Here is a 21738-nt window from a genome sequence, read left to right on the forward strand (position 1 = left end):
CTCGTCCCGGGTCGCATTGTCGATGCCGTGCATGGCAGTGCCGTGACGATCTCCACATCTCTCCGGGGGTCAAGATACGCGCGGACACAGCCGGCGGAATAACTTCGATCCGCCCGCAGAAACTCGATACGTCTTCAGGTAAAGACCAAGAACTATCATTCGCCGACGCTGTAATGGTGTCAGATTAGAATTGTTATCATTTGATCTGTGCCGGTTTGCCTCTTTGAAACTCCCCGCGGGAGCGTTATGTGCATCGCCATGCGCGCTTCGACTCTCTTCCCGATTCTCCGCGGCCTGGCTGCGGGTGCCCTCCTGGCGACGGCGGGGGCCGCCGCGGCCAAGGAGGTGCCGATCGGTCCGCATGTGACCAAGAACGGCCTCGAGGTCGCCGCCGTCTACCTGCAGCCGATCGAGATGGACCCGCCCGGCATGATGCGCGACGCCGCGCAGTCGGACCTGCATCTCGAGACCGACATCCGCGCCGCAAAGGACAACCGGAACGGCTTCGCGGAGGGCGACTGGGTGCCCGCCCTCGAAGTCCGGTTCGAGGCGGTGAAGCTCGACGGCGACAAGCCCACCGACCAGAAGGTCTCGGGCGCGCTCATGCCGATGGTCGCCAACGACGGCCCGCATTACGGCGACAACGTCAAGCTGTTCGGCCCCGGCCGCTACCGCCTGAAGGTCACGGTGGCGCCCCCCGGCAAGGACAGTCACTTCGGCCGCCACGTCGACAAGGAGACCGGTGTCGGCCCCTGGTTCGAGCCCTTCGACGTAACCCAGGACTTCACCTTCGCCGGCGTCGGCAAGAAGGGCGCCTACTGAGAAGTCGGGCGCCTCCTGAACCGCAAGGATATCCGTGTCACGCTCGTCGCGCACCGTCCGCTTCGCCGCCGCGTTCCTGGCCGTCTCCTGCGCGGCCTTCTCCGCGCGCGCCGAGGACATGCCGGTCATCAAGGTGGAGATGCGCGACGGCGTGATCCTGCCGGCGACCATCGAAGTTCCGGCCAACACCCGGTTCAAGCTGGAGATCTCGAATACCGGGCAGTCGCCGGTGGAGTTCGAGAGCACGGAACTCAAGCGCGAGAAGGCGCTGGCGGCCGGCTCGACCTCGTCGATCGTGTTCCGCACCCTCGATCCCGGCACCTACCAGGTGTTCGACGACTTCCATCCCGAGGCGAAGGCCACCCTGGTGGCCAAGTGAGCGGGTCTCGACGGTGACTGCCCCGACCTTCCTCGCCGACGCGCCCGCGCGCCGGGACCTGCTTGACGAGCGGCTCGCCCGCTTCGGCGACTGGCTGCGGCAGCACGGCTGGATGATCCGGGCCGTGCAGTGGGTGATCGTCGGCGTCTACGGGGTGCTGGTGATCGTGCCTGCGCTGCTGCCGCTGCCCGACAACACCGCGCATATCTGGACCAACCTGACGTTGGCCGCGCAATTCGCGTTCTGGGGCATCTGGTGGCCGTTCGTGCTCCTGAGCATGGTGCTGGTCGGACGGGCCTGGTGCGGCGTGCTCTGCCCCGAGGGCGCCTTGAGCGAGTTCGCCAGCCGCTGGAGCCGGGGCTACGCCGTGCCGCGCTGGATCACCTGGCAGGGCTGGCCGTTCCTGGCGTTTGCCGGCACCACCGTCTACGGGCAGATGACCAGCGTCTACGGCTACCCGAAGCCGGTGCTGGCGGTGCTCGGCGGCTCGACCGTCGCGGCGATCGTCGTGGGCCTGCTCTACGGCCGCAACAAGCGGGTCTGGTGCCGCTATCTCTGCCCGGTCAACGGCGTCTTCGCGGTGCTCTCGAAGCTGGCGCCGATCAGCTTCCAGGTCGACCGCGCCGCCTGGGCCGCCTCGCCCAAGCCCGTGCGGGGCAGCGAGCATTTCAACTGCGCGCCCCTGGTGCCGGTCAAGGCGATGCGCGGCTCGGGCTCCTGCCACATGTGCGGGCGCTGCAGCGGCCATCGCGGCGCGGTGCGCCTGGCCCTGCGCTCGCCCAACCACGAGATCGTCCACGTCGCCGGGAACGAGCCGAGCCTGGAACAGACCGTGCTGATCCTGTTCGGCATGCTGGCCCTGGCGGTGGGCGCGTTCCAATGGTCGTCGAGCCCCTGGTTCGTCGAGGCCAAGCAGATCGCCGCCACCTGGCTGATCGAGCACGGCATCACCTGGCCGCTGGAGATGTCGGCGCCGTGGTTCGTCCTGACGAACTACCCCGACCACAGCGACGTCATGACCCTCCTCGACGGCGGGTTGCTCCTGGCCTACATCGGCGCCGCGACGGTGATCCTCGGGCTCGCCGTGTCGGGAATCGTGGCGCTCGCGACCCTGGCGCTCGGCGGATGGTCGCTCCGGCGCTTCCATCACCTGACGCAGACGCTGATCCCGGTGGCGGGCTGCGGCGTCTTCCTGGGCCTCTCGGCGCTGACCGTCACGTTCCTGCGCGGCGACGGCATCGTGATCCCGTACGTGTCGGAAATCCGGGCCGCCATGCTGACCGGCGCCGGCCTGTGGAGCGTGTGGCTCGCCTGGCGGGTCGCCGGCCTCGGGGCGGGCGGCCTTCAGCGGGCCGCGGCCACGGCCTGCATCGCCTCCGCGGTGACCCTCTCGGTCGCCAACTGGGTGCTCCTGTTCTGGGTCTGGTAGCGCGGTCCGCGTTCAACTGAGGAAACGCCATGATCGGCGCCTTCATCATCGCCTTCCGCGAAGTCATCGAGGCGGGCCTGATCATCTCGATCGTGCTGGCGGCCACGCGGGGCATCCCGGGCCGCATGCGCTGGGTCCTGCTCGGTGTCGTCGGCGGCCTCGCCGGGGCCGGCCTCGTGGCGCTGTTCGCGGAAAAGATCTCCGACGCCTTCGAGGGCAGCGGCCAGGACATCCTGAACGCCGCGGTGCTGATCGTCGCAGTGCTGCTGCTGATCTGGCACAACACCTGGATGAGCAAGCACGGCAAGGAGCTCGCGGGCGAGTTGCGGGCGGCCGGCGCAGCGGTGCGCTCGGGCGAGCGCGAGGCGGCCGCACTGTCGATCGTCGTCGGCGCCGCGATCCTGCGCGAGGGCGCGGAGCTGGTGCTGTTCCTCTACGGCCTCGTGGCGTCGGGCACCTCGGGTGCGGACATCCAGTTCGGCGCGTTCGCGGGCATCGGCGCCGGGATCCTCCTCTCCGCGGTGACCTATCTCGGCCTCGCCGCGATCCCGAGCCGCTACGTGTTCTCGATCACCAGCGTGCTGATCATCTTCCTGGCCGCGGGCCTCGCCGCGCAGGCGGCCCAGTTCCTGGCCAATGCCGGGGTGGTGGATGTGCTCGGCCAGACCCTGTGGAACAGCTCTGGGGTGATCGCGGAGAATTCCTGGCCGGGCCGGGTGCTGCATGCGCTCGTCGGCTACACCGACCGACCCACCGCCCTGCAGGGGCTCGTCTATCTCGGCACCATCGCGGTGATGGTCGGGCTGATGCAGTGGAGTTCCGCAGACAAGCGCCGGACGGTCCGCACCGCCTGAGGTCCGGGTTCCCAAAGGGCTCAGCCCTTTGGCGGGTCGTCAGGGCGGAGCCCTGATGATGGACCAGGGCTCCGCCCTGGACCCGCAAAAGGTCCCGACCTTTCGAAACCGCGATCAGGCGCCCGTCGCGACCGGGCGCGCCGTGTCCGCACCCCATTCGGACCAGGAGCCGTCGTAGAGGCCACGGGCGGGCTGGCCCAGGGTCTCCAGCGCCAGCGCGATGATCGCCGCGGTCACGCCGGAACCGCAGGTGGTCACGATCGGCCGGTCGGGATCGATGCCGGCCTCCGCGAACACGTTCTCCAACTCCTCCGGGCTCTTCAGCCGGCCGTCCCGTTGAAGCGACGCGTAGTGCAGGTTGTGCGCGCCGGGCATGTGCCCGGGCCGTACGCCCGGCCGCGGCTCCGGCTCCTCGCCGCGGAAGCGGGTGGCCGAGCGGGCGTCGACCACCTGGGCCGAGCCGGTCTCCAGGGCCCGGGCGACGTCGTTGGCGTCCGCCACGGCGCCGTGGTCGAGCCGGGCGGTGAAGTGGCGCCGCTCGCGCGGGGCCGGGTCGCCGTCCTCGGTGGCGTAGCCCGCCGCGATCCAGGCGGGCAGGCCGCCATCCAGCACCAGCGCGTCGCGCACCCCGTAGGTCTTGAGCATCCACCAGACCCGCGGCGCCGAGAACAGGCCCTGGCCGTCATAGACGACGATCTGCATGCCGTCGCCGACGCCCAGCGCCCGCATCCGCGAGGCGAACACGTCGGAGCGCGGCAGCATGTGCGGCAGGCTCGATTCGGTGTCGCTCATGGCGTCGAGGTCGAAGCGCAGAGCCCCCGGGATGTGCGCGGCCCGATACTCGGCCGCGGCGTCGCGACCGGCGGCGGGCAGGTACCACGAGGCGTCGAGCACCACGATGTCGGGCGCCGCGAGGCGGTCGTGCAGCCATTCGGGGGTGACGAGGGGCGGGTGGGCCATAATCCACTATCCGGCTCTGGTTCGCGCGAGCGCCCACCAAACCACAGGCTGGACCCTGTTGCACGCCCGGTCGCCGGCCGGGGACTTCGCGGTCGGACGGTTTCGTCAGGCCCCCGGGCGGACCGGCGCGGGGCCGCAATCCCGCGTCCAGCTACGCACCCCGCACCGTGGTCCGATGCAGCGAATGCACGCTGGTCTTGTTTTCAATCGTTGTAACCCCAGTTACGACAACACGATGACGCTCACCGCGCCAGCCGTCGAGGCCGGCTCGGGCGGGTCGCCCCCGATGCCGTTCCGCGAGACGCCAGTCCCGGACACGCGAGACGGGGCCGCCGCCTGAAGGCAGGGCGTTCAACCCTCCCTCACTGCCGAGGCGTACGCGCCGACCGTGCAGCCTGCTTATTGAGCCGATCACCGCCATGAATCAACTCGTCCGCATGTCTCAGATCGGTGATGCCGAGGGCGTCCAGGAGCCGTCGGCGGACCTGCGCGTGCCCTTCGCGCAATCCGGTGCCTTCGTGTGCAAGTACATCATCGGCGAGCCGAACGACCGCGCCGTCTGCTGCGGCGCGCCGGTCTCCGACGGCAAGAGCTGGTGCGCGTTCCACCGGCGCATCGTGTTCGAGCCGACCCGTCCCGGCCGTATCCGCTGAGTGCCCGACCCCTCGGCCGTCACTGCGTCCGCATGACCTGGATGACGGCGGGCGTGATGATGACGACGAACAGCACCGGCAGGAAGAACAGGATCATCGGCACGGTCAGCTTGGGTGGCAGGCTGGCCGCCTTCTTCTCCGCGTCGTTCATGCGCTGGTCGCGGCTCTCCTGGCTCAGCACCCGGAGCGCCTGGCCGATCGGCGTGCCGTAGCGCTCGGCCTGGATCAGCGCGGTCGCGACCGACTTGACCGGTTCCAGCCCGGTGCGCAGCGACAGGTTCTCGTAGGCCTGCCGCCGGTCCGGCAGGAACGACATCTCGGCCGTCATCAGGGCCAGTTCCTCGGCCAGCACCACCGAGGACGTGGCGATCTCGGTGCTGACCTTCCGGAATGCGTTCTCGACCGCCATTCCGGACTCGACGCAGATCAGCGTCAGGTCGAGGGCATCCGGCCAGGCCCGCTTGATCTCGGCCTGCCGCTTCTTGGCGGTGTTGACCAGGAACAGCTCCGGCGCCTTGATGCCGATATAGGCCGCGCCGATCACCATCCCGATCCGCATCAGGTAGGTGGCGTCGATGGCCTCGAGCACGAACAGGTAGAACACGGCCGCGATCACCGAGGCCACCGGGACGATCAGGCGGAAGAACAGGAACGTCGTCTCGGCGCCCTGGCCGCGATAACCCGCCATCATCAGCTTGCGCTTGGCCGTATCGGTGCCGAGCCAGCGGTGCAGCTGGTACCGGTCGACGATGGACTTCATGTAGGCTTTGGGCGCCACGCGCAGGGTCGCCCGGTCGTTCGGCCGGGCCCGGTCCGCCTGGCGCTCCCGCCGCCGGATGAGTTCGCGCTCGTCGCTGACGATCTTCATCCGCTTGGCGAGCTTGTCCGACTCGAAGAAGGGCTGCACCACCGCGAAGGCGGTCGCGCCCGCCGCGACGGCGGTCAGCAGCGTGCCCATGAAGCGGGGATCGAACAGCTTCTCCGCGATGGCGTCGATCATGGGACGGGATCCGTTTGTTTGGGATTTTGCCGCGCCGCATCCCGAAGGTCGGCGACCACCTTTCGAGGCGATGCTGCGAGCGGACTTGCGTCGGAAGGCCGGCGCTTCGCCCGCTCAGGGCTTTGAGGAATCGCAGGTTTCACAAAACCGCAGGGCATCTCTGCAAACCCCCCTCAGAAGTCGAAGGCGATCATCTTCTTGATCGTGAAGACGCCGATCGACATCCAGATCGCCGCCCCCACCAGCGCGATCGTGCCGACATCCGTCGTCCAGAGCAGCGAGATGTAGTCCGGGCTCGTCAGCGTGGTGATGCCCGCCACGGCGAAGGGCAGGCACGCGATGATCGAGGCCGAGGCCTTGGCCTCCATGCTCATCGCCTGGACCTTGCCGCGCATCTTGGCCCGGTCGCGCAGCACCACCGAGAGGTTGTTCAGCGCCTCCGACAGGTTGCCGCCCGATTGCTGCTGGATGTTGATCACGATCGCGAAGAAGTTGACCTCGGCGGTCGGCACCCGCTCGAACAGGCGCGAGACCGCCTCGCCCAGCGAGAGCCCCATCGCCTGGGTCTCGATCACCGTCCGGAACTCGCTGCGCACCGGCTCCTCGGCCTCGCGCGAGACCATGCGGAAGCAGTCGCCCACCGGGATGCCGGTGCGGATGCCGCGCACCACCACGTCCACAGCGTTGGGCAGCTCCTTGTTGAACTTCGCGATGCGCCGGAGCCGCAGGTGGCGCAGCAGCCAGGCGGGCACGCCGAAGCCCCCCGCGAAGGCGGCGCCGGCCGCCGCCACCGGGCTGTCGGTGACGATGAACAGCAGCAGGCCGAGGATCGCGGCGCTGGCCCCCGAGACTGTGTAGAAGGTCCGCTTGGTCCAGCTCAGGCCGGCGCGGGCGAGCTTCAGCTCCAGCGTCGCCTTGTTGGCGTTCTTGGCCTTCGCCTCGATCTCGCTCAGCGTCTTGGCGACCTGCTCCCGCCGGTTGACCGCGACCCCGCGCACCGCCGCACCGGAGGCCGTGACGCCGATCGACTTCAGGCGCTTGCTCGCCCGCCGCTGGCCGCCGAGCAGCGGGAGCACCGCGACGTAGGCCACGGCGGCCACGGCGATGCCGATCAGGCCGGCGGCGAGCGGGAGTTGGGACGAATCCGCCATGGTCACGCCCCGTCGACGATCTCGGCGGCGTCGAGCGCCTCGCCGAGCCGGCGGTCGAGCCCGTAGTAGCGGGCGCGCTCCCAGAATTTCGGCCGGCCGACGCCGGTGGAGCGATGGCGCCCGATCAGCTTGCCGTTCGGGTCCTCGCCGACGATGTCGTAGAGGAAGATGTCCTGCGTGGTGATGACGTCGCCCTCCATCCCCAGCACCTCGGTGATGTGGGTGATGCGGCGGGAGCCGTCGCGCAGGCGCATGGCCTGGATCACCACGTCGATCGAGCCGCAGATCATCTCGCGCAGGGTCTTCGACGGCAGCGTGAACCCGCCCATCGAGATCATCGACTCGATGCGCGACAGGCACTCGCGCGGGCTGTTGGCGTGGAGCGTCCCCATCGAGCCGTCGTGGCCGGTGTTCATCGCCTGCAGCAGGTCGAACGCCTCCGGGCCGCGGACCTCGCCGACGATGATCCGCTCGGGCCGCATGCGCAGGCAGTTCTTGACGAGGTCGCGCATGGTGACCTGCCCCTGGCCCTCCATGTTGGGCGGGCGCGTCTCCAGGCGGACGACGTGGGGCTGCTGGAGCTGCAATTCGGCCGCGTCCTCGCAGGTGATGACCCGCTCGTCGTGCTCGATGAAGGCCGTGAGGCAGTTCAGCAGGGTGGTCTTGCCCGAGCCGGTGCCGCCCGAGATGACCACGTTGCAGCGCGACTGTCCGATGATCTTCAGGACCTCGGCGCCCTCCGGGGAGATCGCCCCGAAGCGCACGAGCTGTTCGAGGGTCAGCTTGTCCTTCTTGAACTTGCGGATCGTGAGCGCCGGTCCGTCGATGGACAGCGGCGGTGCGATGACGTTGACGCGGGAGCCGTCCGGCAGGCGCGCGTCGCAGATCGGCGAGGCGTCGTCGACCCGGCGGCCGACCTGGCTGACGATCCGCTGGCAGATGTTCATCAGCTGCTGGTTGTCGCGGAAGCGGACATTGGTCAGCTGGATCTTGCCGTCGACCTCGATGAAGGTCCGGTTGGCGCCGTTGACCATGATGTCGGCGATGTCGTCGCGGGCGAGCAGTGGCTCCAGCGGACCGTAGCCGAGCACGTCGTTGCAGATGTCGTCGAGCAGTTCTTCCTGCTCGGCGATCGACAGGACGATGTTCTTGAGCCCGATGATCTCCGTGACGATGTCGCGGATCTCCTCCCGGGCGGTCTCGGCGTCGAGGCGGGAGAGCTGCGTGAGGTCGATCGCCTCGATCAGGGCGCCGAAGATCAGGCTCTTGGTCCGGTAATAGTCCTCGGAGCGCGGGTTCTCGACCACCACGGGGGCGGCGGGCTTGGGCGGCGGCTTGGGCGCCGGGGCGGAATCGCGCAGCACCGGCGCCGTCGGAACGGCGGCCCGCGCCTGCGGGACCGGTGCGGGTGCCGTCGGGGCGGCCCCGGTTTGTCGCCTACCGAACATGGGTCAGATCCAAGGCGCCCGCGTGTGGCATCGTCCCGGCGACGGGCGCGCCCATCACGAGGCCTTGCGGCCGGCGAGCTTGGCCAGCAGCGGCTCCAGCAGGCTCGTCTTGCTGCGCCGGGTCTCGGGTCGCCCGAGGGTGACCGCCGCCAGGTCGTTGAACAGCTCCGCCACCTTCGAGCCGGCCTGGATCTCGGCGATCATCTGGCCGTTGTTGGCGGCGGTGCCGAACAGGGTCGGCTCGAACGGGATCGTGGCCGCGATCGGCGCGTCCAGGGCCTTGGCGAACTCGGCCGCGCCGATCTCCGGCCGCTTGGCCATGCCGACGCCGTTGAGCAGGATCCGGGGCGGCTGGTCGTTCGGGCGGCCGTGCTTGAGCGCCCCGAGCAGGTTCTTGGCGTTGCGCAGGCAGGCGAGGTCGGGCCCGGCGACGATCAGGATCTCGTCGGCCGCGGTGAGCACGCGCTTCGACCACGCGTTCCACTGGTGCGGGATGTCGAGGACCACGCAGGGCACGCTGGCGCGCAGGTACTCGATCAGGGAATCGAAGGCCGGCTCGGACAGGTCGATGGTCCGGTCGAGGCTCGCCGGCGCCGAGAGCAGGCTCAGGTTGTCGCTGCACTTCGACAGCAGCCGCTCGACCAGGGCCGAATCCAGGCGCTCGGGGGCGAACACCGCCTCGGCGATGCCCTGCGGCGGGTCCTGGTTGAAGTTGAGCGAGGCGGTGCCGAAGGCGATGTCGAGGTCGGCGATCACCGTCTGGACGCCCTGGTTGCGGGCCACCGACCAGGCGAAGTTGTGCGCCACCGTGGAGGCGCCGATGCCGCCCTTGACGCCGTAGACCGCCACCGTGCGGCCCACCGGCTTGACGCCCGGCGCCGTGAACAGGTCGGAGATCGCCGCGATCAGGGTCAGCGGGTCCACCGGCGCCATCAGGTAGTCGGAGACGCCGCGCTGGATCAGTTGCCGGTACAGGGTCACGTCGTTGACGTGGCCGATCACCAGGACGCGGGTGCCCTCGTCGCAGACCTCGGCCAGGGCATCCAGGCACTCGACCGGCTTCGAGCGCACGCCCTGCGTCTCGATGACGACGACGTTGGGGGTCGGCGCGTGCCGGTAGGCCTCGATCGCGGCGGCACCGCCGCCCATCCGGACCTTGACCTGGGCCTTCTGCATGCGCCGGTCGAGGGCCGCGCCCTCGATCATCGCGGCGGTCTCGCCGGTCTCGCAGAAGGCCTGGATCGTGATCCGGGGCACCGGGGCGATCGTACGCTCGGATGTCTCGGACGGGTCCGCCATGACGGCACTTTCGGGTTCGTGGTCGAGTCGCGGCGTCGGGGACCAGGGGGCGCGCACCGTGCGTCCTAGTTGGTGACTTGGGACTTGACGGCGTTCGTCCCATCTTGCCGCCATGTGGTTGACGGATCCTTGCCTTCCCGCAACTGGCCGATGTCCCGGACGCGCTTGACCGTGTCGATCCGGCCCTCCGGCCGGCCGCGCACCAGGTCGACGGGATCGGCCACCTGGGCGGCGAGGGTGGCCTGGGTGGCGCAGCCGAGGTTCCAGCTCGGGCGGTTGCCGTAATCGGACGCGAAGTTCGAGGTGCCGAGATCCTGGGGCCACAATCCGCACTGGTCGGCGACCTTGGCCTGCATGCGCTGGAAGCTCAGCCGGATCGGGGCGGCCAGGCCCGGCGCCGCGACCGGATAGGGCGACTGGAAGATCTCGCGCGCGCCGACGCCGTCCTCGGTGCCGCGCCGGAGCAGGGTCGAGGCCGTGCGCGCGACGGAATCGGCCTGGGCCGGCGGCAGGCCCTGGGGCACCTCCATCAGGATCCCGCCACGGCCGTAGCGGCGGTATTCCAGCATGAACGCGTCGATGTCGCCGGCCTGGCGCGGGTCGAGATGGCCGGGCCCGGTGGCGAACACGTCGAGGCTGCGGGTGCCGTCGGCCAGGACGATCGGATGGCGCGCCCGGTAATCCGACAGGTCGATCCCCCCGGTGGTGGCCGGCTCGCCCTTGCAGGCGGCGGCCAGCAGGCCGAGCGCGCAGGCGGCCAGGAGGCTGGACGAGCGGCCCAGCCGACCGGATCCGCACCGCGACGTCCGCGGCACCGGTGCCCGCTTCTGAATGGCCGAAGGATTCACGCGCTGGGTGACGGGCTGCTCGCGTTCGGTCAGAAGGTTCACGCCGAAAATGACGAGCGCCCTCCCTCCCCCCTCTGCGGGGGAGGGTAGGCCCTGCGTCAGCAGGGGTCGGGCCGGGACGAAGTCCCGCAAGAGGGGAGCGCCGTTTCCGGAGAGGTCGCGTCGCGCGCCACATCCTCCAGCGTCGCGCTGCCCCTCTCCCGACCCCCTTCGGGGGCCACCCTCCCCCGCAGAGGGGGGAGGGAGATGCGCGTGTCCCCGGCCGGTGCCCTCGTCCGGCAGCGAAGTGTCAACATCGCCACCCGCTCGGCAGAGGCGAGGCGGCGCGTCGCACACGGGTCGGCCTATGGACATCGCAAGGCTCCGCAAGATTGGGGCAGCGCGGCGGGGCGAGGGACGCACGGTCATGGATCCGGTCCTGGAAGCGGGGCGCTACTCGACGATGAAGCCGACGCGGCCACGATAGGTGCGCCCGAGCGGGGCGGCGCCGACCTTGCCGTAGAGGCGGTTGACCTGCCCGAGCAGCACCGCCTGCCCGTCGGTGGCGTCGACGAAGTTGTCGTCGGGCCGGGTCACCTGCTTGGGCTCCATCGCCCGGGCGATGTAGGGGGTGCACATGATCATCAGCTCGGTCTCCATGCGCTGGTAGTCCCGGGACCGGAACAGCGCGCCGAGGATCGGCAGGTTGACCAGGCCGGGCAGGCCGGTGATCGCCTGCTTGTTGACCTGCTGGATCAGGCCGGCGGTCATCATCACGCCGCCCGAGGGCAGCTCGACCGTAGTTTCTGACTTGCGGACCCGGGTGCCCGGAACGGCGATCGTCGAATTGTTGAGCGTGTAGTTGACCCCCGTCTGCGGGTCGATCTCGGTCACGTCCGTGGCCACGCGGATCGAGATTCGGTTGTCCGCCAGCACGACAGGCGTGAACGACAGTGAGACACCGTAGGGCTTGAAGGTGATGCTGGGTGTGCACAAGCCGCTGACCGGGCAAGAGGCCGAGGACGGTACCGGGAATTCGCCGCCGGCCAGGAATTTCGCCGCCTCGCCGGAGATCGCGGTCAGCGTAGGCTCGGCTAGGATGCGCGACACGCCCGCCTGTTCGAACGCTTTCAGTGTCGCCTGCAGAGAGAAGCCGGCCCCCTGGACGGATGCCGCGATCTGATTGCTTCCGGCTATGTTGCCGTTGATCGGGAAGGGCAGGGCGTTGCTCAGTACGTTCGGCACCATGGCGGGCACCTGTGTCGCCGAGGCGGTTCCGGCGCCGATGAGTTGTTGACCAAGGGTGCCGACCGGATTCAGCGCCGACCAATTGCCGGTCATGTTGATCCCGAACTGCTTAAGCACGGTGCGGGACACCTCGACCACGGTGACGCGGAGCATCACCTGGTCCTTGTTGCGGATCGTCAGGTTGTTGATCACCGCGCCCCGCGCCCCGGCCGAGACGCCGCCGCTCGGCGCACCGGTGGCGGCCGCGGCCCCGCCCAGGCCGACGAAGGCGTTGGCGATGTCGATCGCCTGCTGGGCGTCCGAGGAGGAGTTGACCGAGCCCGACAGCAGGACCGAGGCGCCCGAAGAGCGCACGTCGAAGCGACCGCCCGGGATGCTCTGGCCGAGCAGTTCGCGCAAAGTCCCGAGGTTCAGGTCCCGGGCCACGGTCACGTCGAGGGCGGCGATCTGGCGGCCCTCGGCGTCGAGGATGAAGATCGAGGTCGCGCCGTCGGCCATGCCGATCACGAACACCTTCCGGGTCGAGCGGACCACCGCGTTGGCCACCGCCGGGTTGGCGACGAACACCTCCTTGGCGTCCCGCGGCAGGTCGACGATCACCGAGCGGCCCGCGGTCAGCTCGACCCGGCGGGACGAGGCGGCCTCCGCCGAGCCGACGGTGAGCACCGGGGCGGGCCCGAGCGTCGGCCGTTCCTGCCCGAGGGCGGGGCCCCCGGCCACCAGGGCGAGCAGCGCGAGGACGCGCGCCGGACGGAGGAGGGTCGGCAGGTCGGTCATGGGGATCACGGCGTCTGCTGCCGCGCGACGCCGAAGCGCACGACGGTCAATCCGGGTTCGGGCGTCTGCGCCATCGCGGCCTCGCCTGGATGGGCTTCGACCGGCTGGGCCTCGGGGGGGCGTCCCGCATCCGCGAGGCTGCGCAGCGACAGCGACAGCGAGCCGACCTTCTGGGCGAGTGTCAGCGTCTCCGCCTGGGCGGGGGTGACGGCGAGCGTGGCGGTCTCGCCGGTGACGACGTTGGTGCCGTTCTTCTCCTGGATCAGCTGACCGATCGCCAGGACGCGGATATCGGTCAGGATGGTCTGGGAGAGCTGCACCTCGCTGTTGTTGGCGCGGGAGTTCGCGTCGTCGCGAAAGGTGCGGATCACGTCGACGCGGTCGTTGGGCAGGATGAAGCCGCCGGCGGAGTTGGTGCCGCGGCTGTCGGTGACGATGGCGACCGCGCGCATCCCGGAGGGCAGGATCGCGGCCATGAACCCGCTGTCGGGCCGGACCAGCTTCTGCGCCCGGATCGGCTCGCCGGCGAGGAAGCCCGAACGCACGGATGCGCCGACCGTCTCGTCCAGCGCCTTCGCGTTGTCCTTGCGGCTGATGTAGCCCGCCGTCATCGCGGCGTCCGGCCAGGGCTGCCAGCGCAGGTCCGCGGCCCGCAGCACCTGGCCCATGGGCATGTCGGCGGCGGCCACCAGCACCTCGGTCACCGGAGGCGGCGGCAGCTCGGCCTTCGGGGCCGGCGGCGGCGGAGGCGGGTCGCCGCCGCTCATCAGGAAGGCCGCCCCGCTGCCCGCTGCGAGGGCGATGCCGAGGACGGCGAGACGGGCTGGATTCATCGCATCGCCACGCGCCGGAGACGGCCGAATTGCCGTCCATCCCCGGACCCTGCGGGGCCATTCGTGTACTTATGGTTAAGGTATTATAACTGCCCCGGTCGGATACGGTCCGGAAACGGGGCGGTTGCCGGGTCGGTCACAACCGGCGCGATCTCTCACGCGCGGCTCAATCCTGGCCGTGGCGCAGCATCCGCGGCTGCAATAGTCTGCGCCCGAACCCGCGTCAGAATCGGGTGCTCGGATCATCCGGGCAAAACATGCCGGGGAGTGACATGATCAGGACATTTGGCGGTGCGGTGCTGGCCACCGCCCTGGCTCTGGGCTCGGGCCCGGCGGCCGCACAGGGTGCCGCGGCCGGCGCCTTCTCGGGCAACGCGCTGCGCATCGGCGTGCTCAACGACCAGTCCGGCCTCTATGCCCAGTTCGGCGGCCAGGGCTCGGTGGAAGCCGCCCGGATGGCGGTGGAGGATTTCGGCGGCAAGGTCGACGGCGTGCCGATCGAGATCCTCGCGGCCGACCACCAGAACAAGCCGGACATCGCCTCGGGCATCGCCCGGCAATGGTACGACCGCGACGGCGTCGACGCGATCATGGAATTGACCACCTCGTCGGTGGCGCTGGCGGTCCAGGGCCTGTCCCGCGAGAAGAAGAAGATCACGATCACCACCGGGGCGGCCTCCAGCGACCTCACCGGCAAGGCGTGCACGCCCTACGGCTACCACTGGGCCTACGACACCCGGGCGCTGGCGGTCGGCACCGGCGGCGCGCTGACCCGGGCCGGCGGCGACACCTGGTTCTTCCTCACCGCCGACTACGCCTTCGGCTCGGCGCTGGAGGCCGATACCAGCCGCGTGGTGCTGGCCAACAACGGCAAGGTGCTGGGCAGCGTCCGCCACCCGCTCTCGAACCAGGACTTCTCCTCGTTCCTGCTCCAGGCGCAGGGCTCGAAGGCCAAGGTGATCGGGCTCGCCAATGCTGGGCTGGACACCTCCAACGCGATCAAGCAGGCGGCCGAGTACGGCATCGTCGAGGGCGGCCAGAAGCTCGCGGCCCTGCTGTTCACCCTCTCGGAGGTGGAGGGGCTCGGCCTCAAGGTCGCGCAGGGCCTGACCCTGACCGAGGGCTGGTACTGGGACGCCAACGACGAGACCCGCGCCTTCGGCCAGCGCTACATGAAGCGCACCGGCCGGATGCCCAACATGATCCAGGCCGGCACCTACTCGGCGGTGCTGTCCTACCTGAAGGCCGTCAAGGCCGCCGGCACCGACGAGACCGAGGCGGTCAACGCCAAGCTCAAGGCGCTCCCGGTGGACGACGTGTTCGCCCACGGCGGCACGGTGCAGCCGAACGGCCGCATGGTGCACGACATGTACCTGTTCGAGGTCAAGAAGCCGGCCGAGTCGAAGGGCCCGTGGGACCTCTACAAGCAACTCGCGACCATCCCGGGCAAGGAAGCCTACGCGAGCCCGGCCGAGAGCGGCTGCCCGCTGACGGCGGCGGCGAAGTAATAGGCGCTCTTATCGTGAGGCGAGGGCCGTCAAGGATTTGAAGGCCCTTGCTCTCGCAGAACGCGACGCGCTCCCTTCCCCGCACGGGCTACGATATTCTCACATCGCTGCCGGATTTGGGCCAAGGCTAACCCCAGACGCGTCTCCCTCCCCCGCAAAGGGGGGGAGGGAGAGCCGCGGTGTCTCCCGTGTGTTCTGCCGACCCGATGTGTGAATCCGCACGCTCGTACGGGAGAGGAGACCAGCGCTTTTCACCAGCGACGATTAGGCCGCCCAGACCCGCCGGTACAGCGCCTGGATCTCCTCCGCGCTCGGCTCGAGCGGGTTGTTGGCGGGGGAGCCGGAGGCGAGCGCCTGCACGGCCATGGTCGGGATCAGGGCCTCCCAGCGGGCCGGGTCGATCCCGTATTCCCGGGGGCCGGGCACGTCGAGGTCGTCGTTGAGGGCTTCGAGTTCCGCCACCAGGGCGTTGACGGCGGCCCGGTCGTCGCCGTCGAGGCCGGGGATCCCCATGGCCCGGGCGCAGGCGGCGTAGCGCGCCACCGCGGCGGGGGCCGAGAAGGCGGTCACCACCGGCAGCAGCATCGCGTTCGAGAGCCCGTGGGCCACGTGGAAATGCGCGCCGATCGGCCGGCTCATGCCGTGGACCAGCGCCACCGACGCGTTCGAGAAGGCGATGCCGGCCTGGGTCGCGCCGAGCATCATCGCCTCCCGGGCCGCCCGGTCGCTGGGATCGGTCCAGACCCGGCGCAGGTTCGGGGCGATCAGGCGCATCGCCTGAAGCGCGAGCCCGTCCGAGAACAGATTGGACTTGCGCGAGACGTAGGCCTCGATGGCGTGGGTCAGCGCATCGATGCCGGTGTCGGCGGAGAGGCGCTTGGGCTTGGTCAGGGTCAGTTCGTAGTCGACCAGCGCGGCCACCGGCAGGTAGGCCAGCCCGATGCAGAGCATCTTCTCGTCCGAGGTCTCGTCGGTGACGATGGTGAAGCGGGTGGCTTCCGAGCCGGTGCCGGCCGTGGTGGGGATCGCCACGATCGGCAGGCCGGGCTCGTCCTGCAGGCGGGGCGCCTTGTAGTCGCGCATGTGGCCGCCGTGGTGGGCGAGCACCGCCACCGCCTTGGCGGTGTCCATCGGGCTGCCGCCGCCGAAGCCGACCACGCAGTCGAAGTCGCCGGCCTGGAGCGCCGCGAGCGCCGCCTCCACGGAGGCCACGGTCGGGTCCGGCACGGTCTCGGAGAAGATCGTTCCGCGGGCCCCCGCGCTGGCGAGCCGTTCGAGCAGCGTGTCGGTACGGCCGCTGCTGACCAGGTAGGGGTCGGTGACCACGAAGGGGCGCGACAGGCCGAGCTGGCCCAGGATCTCCGGCAGCAGCCGCGAGGCGCCGGCGCCGATGCGCATCAGCCGCGGCAGGGCGATCGAGGCAACCATTTTTTGATCCTTCGCTCAGAGCCGGTTCGGGCCTTCAGGAACTGTCGATCTTAGGACTTGGGCCGCCGCCGCGAAACCGCCGGCGCTTACACGGACGGCCCGGCGAACAGCGCGCCCGCCGCCTCGACCTCGCCGGCGATGAAGCCCGCCACCGCCCGGATATGGGCCGCCTTCCGGTGGTCCTCGTGGATGTGCATGTGGAACGAGCGCGTCAGCGACACCGCCCCGGGCAGGACCGGCGCCAGCCCGGGATGGGCCGCCGCGATGAAGGCCGGCAGGATGCACAGCCCGGCGCCGTTCAGCGTCGCGTGGACCTGGGCGAGCAGGTTGGTCGAGCGCAGCCGCGCCGAGACGGCCGGTTCGAGCGCGCCGAGATAGTTCAGCTCGCGCGCGAACAGCATGTCCTCGATATAGCCGACGAACGGATGCGCCGTGAGGTCCGGGACGCCGGCGATCGCGGGCGCCGCAGCGAGGTAGGCCTCGGATCCGTAGACGAACAGCCGGTAATCGGTGAGCCGGCGCGCCACCACCCGGGCCTGCTGCGGGGTGGACAGCCCGATGACGATGTCGGCCTCGCGCTTCGACAGGCTGAAGATCCGCGCGGTCGCCATGATCTCGACCTCCAGCCCCGGATGGCGCTCGGTCAGCCGGTGCATCCGCGAGGCCAGGAACACGCTGCCGAACCCGTCCGGGGCTCCGATCCGTACGGTGCCGGAGACGGATTGCGCGCCCGCCTCCGTGGCGGCGCTGGCGGACAGGAAGGCGCTCTCCATGGCCTCGGCCACGGTCATCAGGTTGGCGCCGTCCTCGGTGAGCGCGTAGCCGACGTTGCTGCGGTGGAACAGGCGCGCGCCCAGCCCTTCCTCCAGGGCGCGGATGCGGCGCCCCACGGTGGTGTGCTCGGTGCCGGTCCGCGTCGCGGCGGCGCTCAGGGTGCCGGTGCGCGCCACCGCCAGGAAGAAGCGCAGGTCGTCCCAGTTGCGTCCGGCCCGGCTCATGGTCGCAAACCCGCTGTGCATCGATGCACAACGGATGTAAGCGCATCCGGCTTTATCGTTCAAGCGATCCTGTTAGGCTGCGCCAAAACCAAACCCAACACGACATCAGGGAGGCGCGCATGCGCAAGATCGGGCACTTCATCGGCGGCCGTACCGTGGGCGGCGAGAGCGGGCGCTTCGCCGACGTGTTCCACCCCTCGACCGGGGAGGTCCAGGCCCAGGTCGCGCTGGCCAGCAAGGCCGAGATGCGGGCCGCGGTGGAGAACGCCGCGGCGGCTCAGCCGGCCTGGGCGGCCACCAACCCGCAGAAGCGCGCCCGGGTGATGATGCGCTTCCTCGAACTGATCCGCGGCGAGATGGACAGCCTGGCCGAGCTGCTGGCCTCCGAGCACGGCAAGACCGTGCCGGACGCCAAGGGCGACATCCAGCGCGGCGTCGAGGTGGTCGAGTTCGCCTGCGGCATCCCGCACCTGCTCAAGGGCGAGTACACCGAGGGCGCCGGCCCCGGCATCGACGTCTACTCCCTGCGCCAGCCGCTCGGCGTCGTCGCCGGCATCACGCCGTTCAACTTCCCGGCGATGATCCCGCTGTGGAAATGCGCCCCCGCCATCGCGTGCGGCAACGCCTTCATCCTGAAGCCGTCCGAGCGCGACCCGAGCGTGCCGCTGCGCATCGCCGAGATCTTCCTGGAGGCCGGCCTGCCGCCCGGGATCCTCAACGTCGTCAACGGCGACAAGGAAGCGGTCGACGCGATCCTCGACGACGAGGACATCAAGGCGGTGGGCTTCGTCGGCTCCTCACAGATCGCCGAGTACATCTACGTGCGCTCCGCCCAGACGGGGAAGCGCGCCCAGTGCTTCGGCGGCGCCAAGAACCACATGATCATCATGCCGGACGCCGACATGGGCCAGGTGGTCGATGCGCTGATCGGCGCCGGCTACGGCTCGGCCGGCGAGCGCTGCATGGCGATCTCGGTGGCGGTGCCGGTGGGCGAGGCCACCGCCGACCGCCTGATGGAAAAGCTGATCCCGCGGGTCGAGTCGCTCAAGATCGGCCCGTCGCATGACGGCTCCGCCGATTACGGGCCGATGGTCACCGCCGAGGCGGTCCGGAAGGTCGCGGGCTACATCGACCAGGGCGTCGCCGAGGGCGCGCACCTGGCCGTCGACGGCCGCGGCTTCAAGCTCCAGGGCTACGAGAACGGCTTCTACATGGGCGGCTCGCTTTTCGACCGCGTGACCCCCGACATGACCATCTACAAGGAAGAGATCTTCGGTCCCGTCCTCTCGGTTGTGCGGGCACAGAACTACGAGGAGGCGCTGGCGCTGCCCTCGACGCACCAGTACGGCAACGGCGTCGCGATCTTCACCCAGGACGGCGACGCGGCGCGCGACTTCACCGCCCGGGTGAACGTCGGCATGGTCGGCGTCAACGTGCCGATCCCGGTCCCGATCGCCTACCACACCTTCGGCGGCTGGAAGCGCTCGGGCTTCGGCGACCTGAACCAGCACGGGCCGGACGCGATCCGGTTCTACACCAAGACCAAGACCGTCACGCAGCGCTGGCCGAGCGGCATCAAGAGCGGGGCGGAGTTCTCCATCCCGACGATGCGGTAGGGCCGAGCGTCCTGGCGGAAGAAGGAGCCGCGCGGCTCTATGGCTAGCGCGGGTCCCCTCTCCCGAGCGGGAGAGGGACAGGGTGAGGGATGCGCCCTGTCCGGAAAGACCTGATCCCTCACCCCAACCCTCTCCCGAACGGGAGAGGGGGCACGTTGCGCCTGACGGCAGCCGGTGTGCGACCATCGTGGCCCGCGCGGATGAGGAATCTGCGCTGGCTCGGCGATGAACTTGGAGGAAGTGCCCATGAGTTTCGGGCTCGATGAGGACCGGACCGCGATCCGCGACATGGCGCTCGGCTTCGCGGCCGAGCATATCGCGCCGCACGCCCTCGACTGGGACCGGGACAAGACGTTTCCGGTCGAGACCCTGAGGGCCGCCGCGGCGCTCGGCATGGCCGGCATCTATGTCCGCGAGGATGTCGGCGGCTCCGGCCTGTCGCGGCTCGACGCCGCCCTGATCTTCGAGGCGCTGAGCACCGGCTGCCCGACCGTGGCGGCGTTCCTGTCGATCCACAACATGTGCGCCTGGATGATCGACGCCTACGGCGACGCGGACCAGCGCCAGCGCTGGATCCCGGGCCTGATGGGCATGGAGACGATCGCCAGCTACTGCCTGACCGAGCCGGGCTCGGGCTCGGACGCGGCGGCGCTGCGCACCCGTGCCGAGCGGGACGGCGACGAGTACGTGCTGACCGGCGAGAAGCAGTTCATCTCGGGCGCCGGCGTCAGCGACCTCTACGTCTGCATGGTCCGCACCGGCGAGGCGGGGCCGAAGGGCATCTCGGCGATCGTGGTCGAGAAGGGGACACCCGGTCTCTCCTTCGGCGCGGAAGAGCGCAAGATGGGCTGGAACGCCCAGCCGACCCGGGCCGTGCGGTTCGACGGCTGCCGGGTCCCGGTGGCCAACCGCCTGGGCGCGGAGGGCCAGGGCTTCCGCATCGCCATGAGCGGCCTCGACGGCGGCCGGCTCAACATCGCGGCTTGCGCGCTGGGCGGCGCCCAGTCGGCCCTCGACAAGAGCCTGGCCTACATGGCCGACCGGCGCGCCTTCGGGGCGAAGCTCACGGACTTCCAGGCGCTCCAGTTCCGGCTGGCCGACATGGCCACGTCGCTGGAGGTGTCGCGCACCTTCCTGCGCCACGCCGCCGCGGCGCTCGACGCCAAGGATCCGGCCGCCACGCAGCTCTGCGCCATGGCCAAGCGCCACGTGACCGATGCCGCCTTCGAGGTCGCCAACCAGGCCCTGCAGCTCCATGGCGGCTACGGCTATCTGGCCGAGTATGGGGTGGAAAAAATCGTCCGCGACCTGCGGGTGCACCAGATCCTCGAAGGCACCAACGAGATCATGCGGGTGATCATCGCCCGCGCGCTGACCGGGGGACGCTGATGAGCGATGTGATCGTCGAGCGCGTCGGCGCGCTGGGGCGCCTGCGCCTCGACCGGCCGAAGGCCCTGAACGCCCTGACCCACGGCATGGTCCTGGCGATCGACGCCGCCCTGAACCAGTTCTCCGCCGATCCCGGCATCGCCGCAGTGCTGCTCACCGGCGAGGGCGAGCGCGGCCTGTGCGCGGGCGGCGACCTGCGCGGCCTCTACGACAACGCCGGCACCGCCTTCGCCGAAGCCTTCTGGCGGGACGAGTACCGGCTGGATTCCCGCATCGCGGCTTACGAAAAGCCGTTCGTGGCGGTGATGGACGGCATCACCATGGGCGGCGGCGTCGGGCTCGCGGGGCATGCCGCGCACCGGGTCGTCACCGAGCGCTCGCGCGTGGCCATGCCGGAGACCGGCATCGGCTACCTGCCGGATGTCGGCGGCACCTGGCTGCTGCCGCGGGCGCCCGGACAGGTCGGCACCTATCTCGGCCTGACCGGCGAGCCGGTCGGCGCCGCCGACGCGATGTTTTGCGGGCTCGCCGACCTGCTGGTGCCCGTGCAGGCGCTGCCCGACCTGATCGACGCGCTGTCGGCGCTGCAGCCCGATGCCGGCGACGCGGGCGTGCGCGACGTGCTCGGCCGGCTGGCGCGCGACCCCGGCGAGCCGCCCCTGGCGCAGCATCGCGCGCTCATCGACCGGTGCTTCGCCTTCGACATGGTCGACGAGATCCTGTCGGCCCTCGAGGCGGACGGCTCCGATTTCGCGGCGGCGACCCGCAAGACCCTGCTGACCAAGTCCCCGTCGAGCCTGGTCCTGACACTGTGCCTGCTGCGCCTCGGCCGGCGCTCGCCCAACCTCGAAGCCTGCCTGGAGCGCGAGTTCCACGCCTCGCTGGCGCTGCTGGAGGAGGGCGATTTCCGCGAGGGCATCCGCGCCGCGGTGATCGACAAGGACAAGTCTCCGCGCTGGAACCCGCCGCGCCTCGACGCGGTCGACCCGGCCCGGATCGCCCGCTGGCTGGAGACGCGGGCGGACCCGGTTTTTCCGGACTCGCGCACGGGGCCGGTGTGATGTGAGGCCGCCTCTCCCAGCCCCGCAGGGAATCGGCGACACCGGATCTTCTTAGGAG

Annotated in this window: 19 protein-coding genes; 9 read left to right on the forward strand and 10 right to left on the reverse strand. The window is 70.1% G+C overall.

The genetic code is table 11. The annotated features are described in order from the left end of the window. The first annotated feature begins 258 nt into the window (after positions 1-258). The 4 genes from MFF40_RS07570 (at position 259) to MFF40_RS07585 (ending at position 3484) form a co-directional block, all read left to right on the forward strand. The gene (locus MFF40_RS07570) at positions 259-822 is read left to right on the forward strand and encodes an iron transporter (RefSeq protein WP_210247790.1); all 564 of its coding nucleotides are present in this window, start codon (positions 259-261) and stop codon (positions 820-822) included. A gap of 34 nt (positions 823-856) precedes the next feature. Next, positions 857-1201, forward strand: coding sequence for a cupredoxin domain-containing protein (locus MFF40_RS07575; protein ID WP_238260073.1), 345 nt, complete (start codon positions 857-859; stop codon positions 1199-1201). 112 nt (positions 1202-1313) lie between these two features. Beyond that, entirely contained in the window at positions 1314-2630 is a 1317-nt protein-coding gene (locus MFF40_RS07580) for a 4Fe-4S binding protein (protein ID WP_238260162.1), read from the forward strand. A 29-nt stretch (positions 2631-2659) separates the two neighbouring features. After that, the gene (locus MFF40_RS07585; RefSeq protein ID WP_147854223.1) at positions 2660-3484 is read left to right on the forward strand and encodes an FTR1 family iron permease; all 825 of its coding nucleotides are present in this window, start codon (positions 2660-2662) and stop codon (positions 3482-3484) included. A gap of 114 nt (positions 3485-3598) precedes the next feature. Here MFF40_RS07585 and sseA read toward each other — a convergent pair whose 3' ends face one another. Next, positions 3599-4444: a 3-mercaptopyruvate sulfurtransferase gene (gene sseA / locus MFF40_RS07590; protein WP_238260074.1), complete on the reverse strand. Its 846-nt coding sequence runs from the start codon at positions 4442-4444 to the stop codon at positions 3599-3601. A gap of 419 nt (positions 4445-4863) precedes the next feature. Between sseA and MFF40_RS07595 the strand changes: the two genes are divergently transcribed. After that, a complete protein-coding gene (locus tag MFF40_RS07595) occupies positions 4864-5097 on the forward strand; it encodes a GcrA family cell cycle regulator (protein WP_147856381.1) in 234 nt (77 codons plus the stop codon). Positions 5098-5116: 19 nt separating this feature from the next. On the opposite strand, the gene MFF40_RS07600 is transcribed toward MFF40_RS07595, so the two are convergent. The 7 genes from MFF40_RS07600 to cpaB form a co-directional block, all read right to left on the reverse strand. Beyond that, positions 5117-6097: a type II secretion system F family protein gene (locus MFF40_RS07600; protein WP_147856380.1), complete on the reverse strand. Its 981-nt coding sequence runs from the start codon at positions 6095-6097 to the stop codon at positions 5117-5119. Positions 6098-6270: 173 nt separating this feature from the next. Next, positions 6271-7248, reverse strand: coding sequence for a type II secretion system F family protein (locus tag MFF40_RS07605; RefSeq protein ID WP_147856379.1), 978 nt, complete (start codon positions 7246-7248; stop codon positions 6271-6273). Between the two features lie 2 nt (positions 7249-7250). Beyond that, a complete protein-coding gene (locus MFF40_RS07610; RefSeq protein ID WP_147899036.1) occupies positions 7251-8696 on the reverse strand; it encodes a TadA family conjugal transfer-associated ATPase in 1446 nt (481 codons plus the stop codon). A 54-nt stretch (positions 8697-8750) separates the two neighbouring features. Further along, on the reverse strand, positions 8751-9995 hold the full coding sequence (locus tag MFF40_RS07615) for a CpaE/TadZ family protein (RefSeq protein WP_147857403.1): 1245 nt from the start codon (positions 9993-9995) through the stop codon (positions 8751-8753). Between the two features lie 65 nt (positions 9996-10060). Next, positions 10061-10810, reverse strand: coding sequence for a CpaD family pilus assembly protein (locus MFF40_RS07620; RefSeq protein WP_283206094.1), 750 nt, complete (start codon positions 10808-10810; stop codon positions 10061-10063). A 465-nt stretch (positions 10811-11275) separates the two neighbouring features. Beyond that, positions 11276-12847: a type II and III secretion system protein family protein gene (locus MFF40_RS07625; RefSeq protein WP_238260076.1), complete on the reverse strand. Its 1572-nt coding sequence runs from the start codon at positions 12845-12847 to the stop codon at positions 11276-11278. 5 nt (positions 12848-12852) lie between these two features. Continuing rightward, a complete protein-coding gene (gene cpaB / locus MFF40_RS07630) occupies positions 12853-13680 on the reverse strand; it encodes a Flp pilus assembly protein CpaB (RefSeq protein ID WP_238260077.1) in 828 nt (275 codons plus the stop codon). A gap of 296 nt (positions 13681-13976) precedes the next feature. Here cpaB and MFF40_RS07635 point away from each other — a divergent pair, with 296 nt between their 5' ends. After that, a complete protein-coding gene (locus MFF40_RS07635) occupies positions 13977-15188 on the forward strand; it encodes an ABC transporter substrate-binding protein (protein WP_378996911.1) in 1212 nt (403 codons plus the stop codon). A gap of 264 nt (positions 15189-15452) precedes the next feature. Here the strand turns inward: MFF40_RS07635 and MFF40_RS07640 are convergent, their stop codons facing one another. Beyond that, positions 15453-16616: an iron-containing alcohol dehydrogenase gene (locus MFF40_RS07640; protein ID WP_238260079.1), complete on the reverse strand. Its 1164-nt coding sequence runs from the start codon at positions 16614-16616 to the stop codon at positions 15453-15455. A gap of 86 nt (positions 16617-16702) precedes the next feature. Further along, positions 16703-17614, reverse strand: coding sequence for a LysR family transcriptional regulator (locus MFF40_RS07645; RefSeq protein WP_238260080.1), 912 nt, complete (start codon positions 17612-17614; stop codon positions 16703-16705). Positions 17615-17733: 119 nt separating this feature from the next. On the opposite strand from MFF40_RS07645, the gene MFF40_RS07650 reads away from it, so the two are divergent. The 3 genes from MFF40_RS07650 (at position 17734) to MFF40_RS07660 (ending at position 21680) form a co-directional block, all read left to right on the forward strand. Beyond that, positions 17734-19230 carry a CoA-acylating methylmalonate-semialdehyde dehydrogenase gene (locus tag MFF40_RS07650; RefSeq protein ID WP_238260081.1) on the forward strand — a complete coding sequence of 499 codons (1497 nt, stop codon included), beginning with the start codon at positions 17734-17736 and terminating at the stop codon, positions 19228-19230. Between the two features lie 246 nt (positions 19231-19476). Further along, a complete protein-coding gene (locus MFF40_RS07655; protein ID WP_147855395.1) occupies positions 19477-20619 on the forward strand; it encodes an isobutyryl-CoA dehydrogenase in 1143 nt (380 codons plus the stop codon). Next, entirely contained in the window at positions 20619-21680 is a 1062-nt protein-coding gene (locus MFF40_RS07660; protein WP_147898973.1) for an enoyl-CoA hydratase/isomerase family protein, read from the forward strand. Before MFF40_RS07655 ends, MFF40_RS07660 begins: the two co-directional genes overlap by 1 nt. The last annotated feature ends 58 nt before the right edge of the window (positions 21681-21738 follow it).

The organism is Methylobacterium mesophilicum (assembly GCF_022179445.1).
Lineage (GTDB): Bacteria > Pseudomonadota > Alphaproteobacteria > Rhizobiales > Beijerinckiaceae > Methylobacterium > Methylobacterium mesophilicum.

Coding starts and splice junctions, on each gene's coding strand:
- MFF40_RS07570 (WP_210247790.1), top strand. CDS start 259: ATGCGCGCTTCGACTCTCTTCCCGATTCTCCGCGGCCTGGCTGCGGGT.
- MFF40_RS07580 (WP_238260162.1), top strand. CDS start 1,314: ATGATCCGGGCCGTGCAGTGGGTGATCGTCGGCGTCTACGGGGTGCTG.
- MFF40_RS07585 (WP_147854223.1), top strand. CDS start 2,660: ATGATCGGCGCCTTCATCATCGCCTTCCGCGAAGTCATCGAGGCGGGC.
- sseA (WP_238260074.1), bottom strand. CDS start 4,444: ATGGCCCACCCGCCCCTCGTCACCCCCGAATGGCTGCACGACCGCCTC.
- MFF40_RS07595 (WP_147856381.1), top strand. CDS start 4,864: ATGAATCAACTCGTCCGCATGTCTCAGATCGGTGATGCCGAGGGCGTC.
- MFF40_RS07600 (WP_147856380.1), bottom strand. CDS start 6,097: ATGATCGACGCCATCGCGGAGAAGCTGTTCGATCCCCGCTTCATGGGC.
- MFF40_RS07605 (WP_147856379.1), bottom strand. CDS start 7,248: ATGGCGGATTCGTCCCAACTCCCGCTCGCCGCCGGCCTGATCGGCATC.
- MFF40_RS07610 (WP_147899036.1), bottom strand. CDS start 8,696: ATGTTCGGTAGGCGACAAACCGGGGCCGCCCCGACGGCACCCGCACCG.
- MFF40_RS07615 (WP_147857403.1), bottom strand. CDS start 9,995: ATGGCGGACCCGTCCGAGACATCCGAGCGTACGATCGCCCCGGTGCCC.
- MFF40_RS07625 (WP_238260076.1), bottom strand. CDS start 12,847: ATGACCGACCTGCCGACCCTCCTCCGTCCGGCGCGCGTCCTCGCGCTG.
- cpaB (WP_238260077.1), bottom strand. CDS start 13,680: ATGAATCCAGCCCGTCTCGCCGTCCTCGGCATCGCCCTCGCAGCGGGC.
- MFF40_RS07640 (WP_238260079.1), bottom strand. CDS start 16,616: ATGGTTGCCTCGATCGCCCTGCCGCGGCTGATGCGCATCGGCGCCGGC.
- MFF40_RS07645 (WP_238260080.1), bottom strand. CDS start 17,614: ATGAGCCGGGCCGGACGCAACTGGGACGACCTGCGCTTCTTCCTGGCG.
- MFF40_RS07650 (WP_238260081.1), top strand. CDS start 17,734: ATGCGCAAGATCGGGCACTTCATCGGCGGCCGTACCGTGGGCGGCGAG.
- MFF40_RS07655 (WP_147855395.1), top strand. CDS start 19,477: ATGAGTTTCGGGCTCGATGAGGACCGGACCGCGATCCGCGACATGGCG.
- MFF40_RS07660 (WP_147898973.1), top strand. CDS start 20,619: ATGAGCGATGTGATCGTCGAGCGCGTCGGCGCGCTGGGGCGCCTGCGC.